Below are 6,676 nucleotides of genomic sequence, written 5' to 3' on the forward strand. Positions count from 1 at the left end.
ACAATACACACACCGTTTACAATGATAAGCACAATGAGTCTGAATTACAGTTTTTCTCCTTCTTCTTTTTGTTTTGAAAAACCACGTTTTCATTCAGATGTGCTTGTAAGCGTTTGCAGGAATCTGGATCTCAAATCGTGCACCGGAGCCTGGATTTCCATTTTCAGTAATCATCAACCCGGTGATTGCGAGAATCTCTCTTGAGAGGAAGAGACCAAAACCTGTATTTTTACCATATCCGTGTTCAAATATCTTTTTCTTCTCATTAGATGGAATACCAACACCGTTGTCTTCATAAACCAGCGTGATTCCGCTATCCTTCTGAACTGTTGAAAAGAAGATATTGTCAACATGTTCTCCGTGCATCAGCGAATTTGAGATCAGATTTGAAAAAACCTTCTCAAGCAGAGGATCGGCAAATATCTCAAGCCTTTCAAGTCCTTCATCCCACCCGATGAACTCGCATTTGCGCAATTCTTTCGCAGTCCGAATCTTCTCACCAACATTCTGCCATTGTGGTGCTTTCACCCCGACATCCTGATATTCTTTGGTAAAGACGATCTGACTTCTTATCGCCTGGGTAGCTTCAGTCTGTTTATCAATAAAAGGGACCAGATTCTGATCAGTGTTCTTTTTTCTGAGGAGATCGAGATAAGCCAGCAGGATTGTTATCTGGTTTAGTACATCGTGTCTGGTGATACTTGACAGCAGGTTCAGTTTTTTGTTGCTCTGGACCAGTGCATCCTGTGCTATCTTCCGATCAGTAACATCGTTTCCTAGAAATAACAATGCAGGCCCTTCTGTCCAGGTAACGCCCACCATACCTACCTCAAGCCACCTGATGTCACCCGCATTATCATACATTCGGATAACATTCCCGGCATGTATTGCTCCACTTTTAGCTGCCTCTGCTACCAGGTTTTGAACCACTTCGGTATCATCAGCATGAACCAGGGATCCCAATTCATGACCTGCCAGTTCTTCACGAGTCTTCTTGATGACTGATGATGCCTTCGGATTAGAGAAGATAATTGTGCCACCACGAAGAACAAGAACTATCTCATTTGCATTATTAACAAGGAGCCGATACTGTTCTTCACGCTCTTTGAGTGCTACCTCTGCCTCTCTACGCTGCGTAATATCACGAGCTATGGTCATAACCAGACTCTGATCCTGGATCTTTATTGGATAGGTTACAACCTCGGCGTAGAGTGTTGATCCATCTTTACGATGAATTGTCATCTCTTCAGGCCCGGTAGATTTTCCAAGAGCATTACGTGCAAATAGTACAGCAGTCTTGGTGATATGCATTGAAGCGATGAGTCCCATCGTAAAGATATTACGACCGTGAAGATCTTCTTTTTTAAAACCAGTCAGTTCTGTCACTGCACGATTTGAATCAACAAAAGTTCCTTTGATATCAGTAAGGAAGTATGCCTCGGGTGCATGATCAAAGAGGATCTTCAGACGTTCTTCAGAGTTGCGAATCTCTTGTTCTGCTGCTTTGCGTTCACTTATATCAGTGAGCACTACTGTAATCGCCCTGACTTCTCCGTCATCATCATCTTTGACCGGGCTGAACCTTCTGATGTAATCACGACCAATCCAGTGGATCTCATCCATGAACATCTTTTTAGAGGTTGAGACACGTTTTATCGCCTCATCAAACCGTTTGTCCTCACCAGGAGGTAGCATTACCCGCATCCGCTGTTCAAGGTACTTGTCTGCGAGATCACCCAGTTTCTTGCGGTGATATGTATTCATGAAAATGTAGCATGAATCGAGATCAACCATATAGATCGAATCTCCGGTAGATTCAACCACGCTCCGGTAATTCGCCTGGGTGATCTGCAGGGCTGAGAGTGTTGACCGCTGCTGGGTTACATCACGAAAACTCCATACTCTCCCAACAGTTGTTCCTCCGATACGCTGGGGAAGAGTAAGTCTCTCAAAAATCCTACCATCTCGGAACTCCAGAACATCAAATGCATCCTTATCAGGGTTATTCTTAAGCCAGTTTATCCGTTCTATGAAAGAGTTCCGATCTTCTAATTGATCCTCAAGGTAGGCTAGAATCACCTCCTCATCCTTCTCTTCGATAACTGTTTCGGGAATATACCACATATCAAGGAACTTCTGATTGTAGTTGATGACCTTGCCTGCCCTATCAACAACAAATATTCCATCAGATGTAGACTCAAGAGTAGCGGTTGTCAGGGATGCACTCCTCGCTACTTCGTCTTCGAGTCTAACCCGGTCGGTGATATCTGTTGAAACTACAGTAACTGCAAGAACCTGGGAAGAGGACTGATATTTGATAGGGATGAACTTTCGATAGTAGAACCTTCCTTCTTTCTCGTACTCTTCGAGGTAAAAGTTGCTATGGGTTAAAACCTGACTCATCGAATTGATAAAACGTTTATTCTCATCTTCAGAATGGAGGTCTCGATACATCTTTGATTCATACTCTTCTCCAGAGATTCCAAGCCGTTTCAGATGAGGTGTGTTAATGTAAAGATACCGGTAATGCCGGTCGACCATATAGATTGAATCTTCAGTTGCCTCAACTATCGTGTGAAAATTTGTCTCTGCATACTGATGGGCTTCTTCGGCCTGTTTCCATTTTACAACCTGCCGGATGAAGGTATTTAGCAAAACCTTCTCGAACTCGGGATCACCGTTCTTCTGGAAATAATAATCAATGCCTGCCTTAAGTGCCTCTTTCGCTATAGCAGGGCCCTGATCACCGATAAAGATTGATATAGGGCTTGATTGGATCTGTTTTTTCAGCCTTGTTATAAAATCAATCCCATTCTGGGGTCCAAGGTTAAATTCAGAGATTATGACATCGATATGAGTAGTTTGCAGTTTTTTAAAACTTTCTTTGATATCAGTGACGGAGTAGATATCCACTTTCGCGCCATTTTCAGAGAATAACCGAGTTATACTAGAAAATTGTTGTGGATCTCCAATAGTCAGGATCGACGTTAACGCCAATCTCTCTTCCTCCTTCGTAACTGATTAATAACCATATGGTATGTTTCAGAGTGGATAAAACCTATCTTATTCTCAATCTGGAATAATTTTTACTTCCAGGCAATTGCACACAGATTCAGGCACACAGGGAGATGATCGCCTCAAGCATTGACCCGGTCCGCTCCGTATATAACCGGGCATTTGCAACGATCTGATCATAAGTGACTTCTTCACTGGCGATCCCGTTCGCGTAGTTATCTACTGTGCAGATAGCAGCAAAGGGAATCTCAAGTTCCTTTGCCACCGTTGCTTCAGATGCAACCGTCATGCCGACAATATCTGCAATTTCGGCCATCCATTTAATCTCGGCAACGGTCTCTATTCGAGGACCGTCAGTTTGAATATACGTACCACCTACACGGGCATTCGGTACTGCTTCAGTAAGGCAGTTAATCAATTCATGTGAAAATTCTGGACTGATGTGGCCTATCGAATGGTTGAATATGGTCGGCGACCCGGTGAGAGTAATGTAATCATCAGGAATTACCAAACAGCCAGGTGAAATGGAAGATTGAAGTGATCCTGTCGAACCTATAGCAATGATCCGGTTAACTCCCAGAATGGCAAGAGCTGAAAGATGAGCGCGATAGGCTATCTGATGTGGAGCACGTCGGTTCTGATGTCTCAGAAGAAGCGCAACACCTGAACCAAGAAGTACCTCTGATGATCCATACGGAGTATGGACCATTTCTTTCTTTAAATCACCGAACGAGAACTCAAGAAGTGAGGTTCCACCAATAATTCCGAGCATATTTTCCCGTGTCTACTCCCTAGGAATATTCCCTGTAATAACAATTAGCACTTATTACTCATATCTGATGATGCAGAAAGGTTCCGATTCTTTCCATCTACATGACTGAGAGAAAGACAGATTATATATGGAACTTCATACAACCTAGTAAGGCGGGCCGGTAGATCAGTGGTAGATCGCTACCTTGGCATGGTAGAGGCCGCGGGTTCAATTCCCGCTCGGTCCATCTTTCATTTTTAGTTTTCTTATCCATTCAAAAAAATGTTAAAGGTCAAGCCGATAGGCAATTGAACCTTCTTCGGATCCGATTCCATCACGTACAAATCCGCTCTTTTCAAGAACCCGGATTGATCCTATGAGGGACGGAAAAGTACAAGCTTTGAAACAAACCACATCAGGTTTATTCCGGGCCCATTTTATCATTTCATTCACAGCTTCTGTTGCATACCCTTTTTGCTGAAAATCTTCAAGAACAGAATACCCAAGTTCAAAGGCACCTTCGCTATCCTGTAAAAATCCACCGCTTCCTATCAGTACCCGATCATCAGGTGTATCCCCGGTTTTTACCCAATAATATGCATACAACCGACTTCCACTTTCAGCAGTGAGAAGATCGATAAATTCGCCCAAAGTTTCAGGGGTGAGAAGGGCAGGTGGCCAGGAATCCGGTATACGGCAATTCAGATGTATAGCGAGAACATCTGGAGAAGCTAAGTCTGCATTACAGAGTTCAACAGTGATCGGAATAAGTTCAAGTCGTTTTGTATAGAGAGAAATCATGTTCATCGTGATATCAGAAGGCTTAACGCGGTACGAAGCATCCGCTAACAGAGGATAAAGGTGAGACACTATAATGATTAATTAATCGTTGAAACTGCCAGTTCACCTATAATTCACATCTGCATACACGGATGCGGAAGAATCTAGGATAACCATGGCATCACCACACACAAATAGGACGAATATCAGGAAATATGTGCTGGTGAACAAAAACTACTGCAGAATATTCAATGCTACAAATCGGCAGAGTGAAGAGAGGACACAGGAATTACAGGACGGTGTTCTTGCCTGACATACCTTCCTGCCGTGGAGAATAAACAAGCCATTAATGTCCCCCCATACCTCTTTTGGAAAAAACTTGAGAAGATCCTGTTCTATTCGATCTGGATCTGATTGATCAGAAAGCCCGAGTCTACCGGATAGCCGCCCTACATGTGTATCTACAGCGATTCCGTCAGCCCTGCCAAATGCATGGTGAACTACAATGTTTGCAGTTTTCCGACCAACTCCCGGAAGTGTTATCAGTTTACTGATTTCGTCAGGGACCTCTCCATTAAATGAATTCACCAGAACCTGGGCAGCAGCAATGATATTCCTACTTTTTGCCCGATAAAACCCAGTTCGATGAACAATCTTTTCCACATCCTGTTGATAGGCAGTTGAAAGTGATACAGGATCCGGATACCTGGCAAAGAGATCTTTTGTTACCAAATTTACAGTTTTATCTGTTGTTTGGGCCGATAGTATGGTTGCAATAAGGATCTGATAGGGATTTTCAAAATGAAGGAACTCACCCTCTGAAGAAGTGAGATCATACTCTTTTGTAAGAAGCCGGTAAATCGTGCATGGCACAGAAGAACTCATAAAACAGATATGGGGTAACGCAGATTTGAACTGCGGTCAAAGCGTCCCAAACGCTCTAGGATGGACCAGGCTACCCTATTACCCCGTGCGCTACTAATGTTAGCACACTATTCATTTAAGCGTTGCGGTATTAGAGGGGCAGAGGGCTCAAACCCTCTCTGCTAACTACAGTTCCTCTGCATATTCCACTCTCAACAGCAGTGAGAAGCGCTTTAGGATCTCTTCCATCAAGCACGATCAACGGGATACCGCATCTCTCAACCATCTTAACTGCAACTACATCCATCACCGTATTCATCCCGGCGGCCGACTGTTGATGGATAACGATCTCGAGAAGTCGGGAGGGAGTGATCATCTCATACCGTTCTGCTGAAGGATCATTTCGTGGGTCTGCAGAGTAAATGCCATCAACCGAAGTGAGATTAAAGAATACAGAGGCACGTGAACGTTCAGCCAGGACCGCAGCAACGGCATCAGTAGTCTGACCAGGAGTGACACCACCCATGACAACTATCTTTCCTGATTCAGCTGCGGCAAGAGCTTCAGTATGATTTTCAACAACCTTTGGCCATGCAGAATCTTTCAGTGCCTGAACAAGTAAAGTGGCATTTAGCCGGGTAACGAGAATTCCAAGTTCATCGGCTGAAGCATCATCAACATCCAGAGATCGTGCTACAGTAATATAGCGTCGGGCCTCGCCACCGCCGCCCACCACCACAAAAAGACGATGAATTGAAGCAATTTTCTCAAGAACAGGGATATAAGGTTTAATATTAGGTGAATCGAGTCCTGGCATAAGGATCGACCCACCCAGAGAAAGAACAATGGTGGACATTCAACCCGATATGTTTCATGAAAAGGGGGATATAGGTTGTCGTCAGAATTGATGGCAGATACCCATCATCACAACATCACAAAAAACAGGAGATCCAAATTCAGGTGGGAGGCTATATGAATGAATCATATCTCAAAGAAAAAGAAGCACTCCAATATGAGGCAGATTCAGAAAACTCTGTGATCTGTTCGCTCTGCAACCACCGGTGCCACATCAAGGATCAGAAATTCGGTAAATGCGGAGTCAGGGAAAACCTAGGAGGGAGACTTATCGCCAGGACCTATGCCCGGGTCTCAGCAGAGGCGGTTGATCCCATTGAAAAGAAACCTCTTAATCATTTTTTACCAGGCACCTATTCGTACTCCCTCGGCAGTATCGGCTGTAACTTTTCATGCTCCCACTGCCAGAAC

5 protein-coding genes, 2 tRNA genes and 1 pseudogene are annotated in these 6,676 nt (G+C 44.0%); 2 read left to right on the plus strand and 6 right to left on the minus strand.

Annotation, left to right across the window (positions count from 1 at the left end; all coding sequences use genetic code 11):
* Positions 1-93 precede the first annotated feature (93 nt).
* Both VN429_RS05055 and VN429_RS05060 read right to left on the minus strand, forming a co-directional pair.
* Positions 94-2,997, minus strand: coding sequence for a PAS domain S-box protein (locus tag VN429_RS05055; RefSeq protein WP_325630483.1), 2,904 nt, complete (start codon positions 2,995-2,997; stop codon positions 94-96).
* A gap of 115 nt (positions 2,998-3,112) precedes the next feature.
* A complete protein-coding gene (locus VN429_RS05060; protein ID WP_325630485.1) occupies positions 3,113-3,787 on the minus strand; it encodes an MTAP family purine nucleoside phosphorylase in 675 nt (224 codons plus the stop codon).
* Between the two features lie 154 nt (positions 3,788-3,941).
* Here VN429_RS05060 and VN429_RS05065 point away from each other — a divergent pair.
* Positions 3,942-4,013, plus strand: a tRNA-Ala gene (locus VN429_RS05065).
* Between the two features lie 38 nt (positions 4,014-4,051).
* On the opposite strand, the gene VN429_RS05070 is transcribed toward VN429_RS05065, so the two are convergent.
* From VN429_RS05070 to pyrH, 4 genes are all read right to left on the minus strand, one after another.
* On the minus strand, positions 4,052-4,573 hold the full coding sequence (locus VN429_RS05070; RefSeq protein WP_325630487.1) for a GNAT family N-acetyltransferase: 522 nt from the start codon (positions 4,571-4,573) through the stop codon (positions 4,052-4,054).
* Between the two features lie 207 nt (positions 4,574-4,780).
* Complete coding sequence (nth, locus tag VN429_RS05075) at positions 4,781-5,431, minus strand: endonuclease III (protein WP_325630490.1); 651 nt, start codon at positions 5,429-5,431, stop codon at positions 4,781-4,783.
* 10 nt (positions 5,432-5,441) lie between these two features.
* Positions 5,442-5,516, minus strand: a tRNA-Pro gene (locus VN429_RS05080).
* A 45-nt stretch (positions 5,517-5,561) separates the two neighbouring features.
* A complete protein-coding gene (gene pyrH / locus VN429_RS05085; protein WP_325630493.1) occupies positions 5,562-6,266 on the minus strand; it encodes a UMP kinase in 705 nt (234 codons plus the stop codon).
* Between the two features lie 116 nt (positions 6,267-6,382).
* Between pyrH and VN429_RS05090 the strand changes: the two are divergent.
* Positions 6,383-6,676: pseudogene (locus VN429_RS05090) on the plus strand (AmmeMemoRadiSam system radical SAM enzyme); the annotation flags it as partial.

This window comes from Methanospirillum sp., from assembly GCF_035560735.1.
Classification (GTDB): Archaea; Halobacteriota; Methanomicrobia; order Methanomicrobiales; family Methanospirillaceae; genus Methanospirillum.

Coding starts and splice junctions, on each gene's coding strand:
- VN429_RS05060 (WP_325630485.1), bottom strand. CDS start 3,787: ATGCTCGGAATTATTGGTGGAACCTCACTTCTTGAGTTCTCGTTCGGT.
- VN429_RS05070 (WP_325630487.1), bottom strand. CDS start 4,573: ATGAACATGATTTCTCTCTATACAAAACGACTTGAACTTATTCCGATC.
- nth (WP_325630490.1), bottom strand. CDS start 5,431: ATGAGTTCTTCTGTGCCATGCACGATTTACCGGCTTCTTACAAAAGAG.
- pyrH (WP_325630493.1), bottom strand. CDS start 6,266: ATGTCCACCATTGTTCTTTCTCTGGGTGGGTCGATCCTTATGCCAGGA.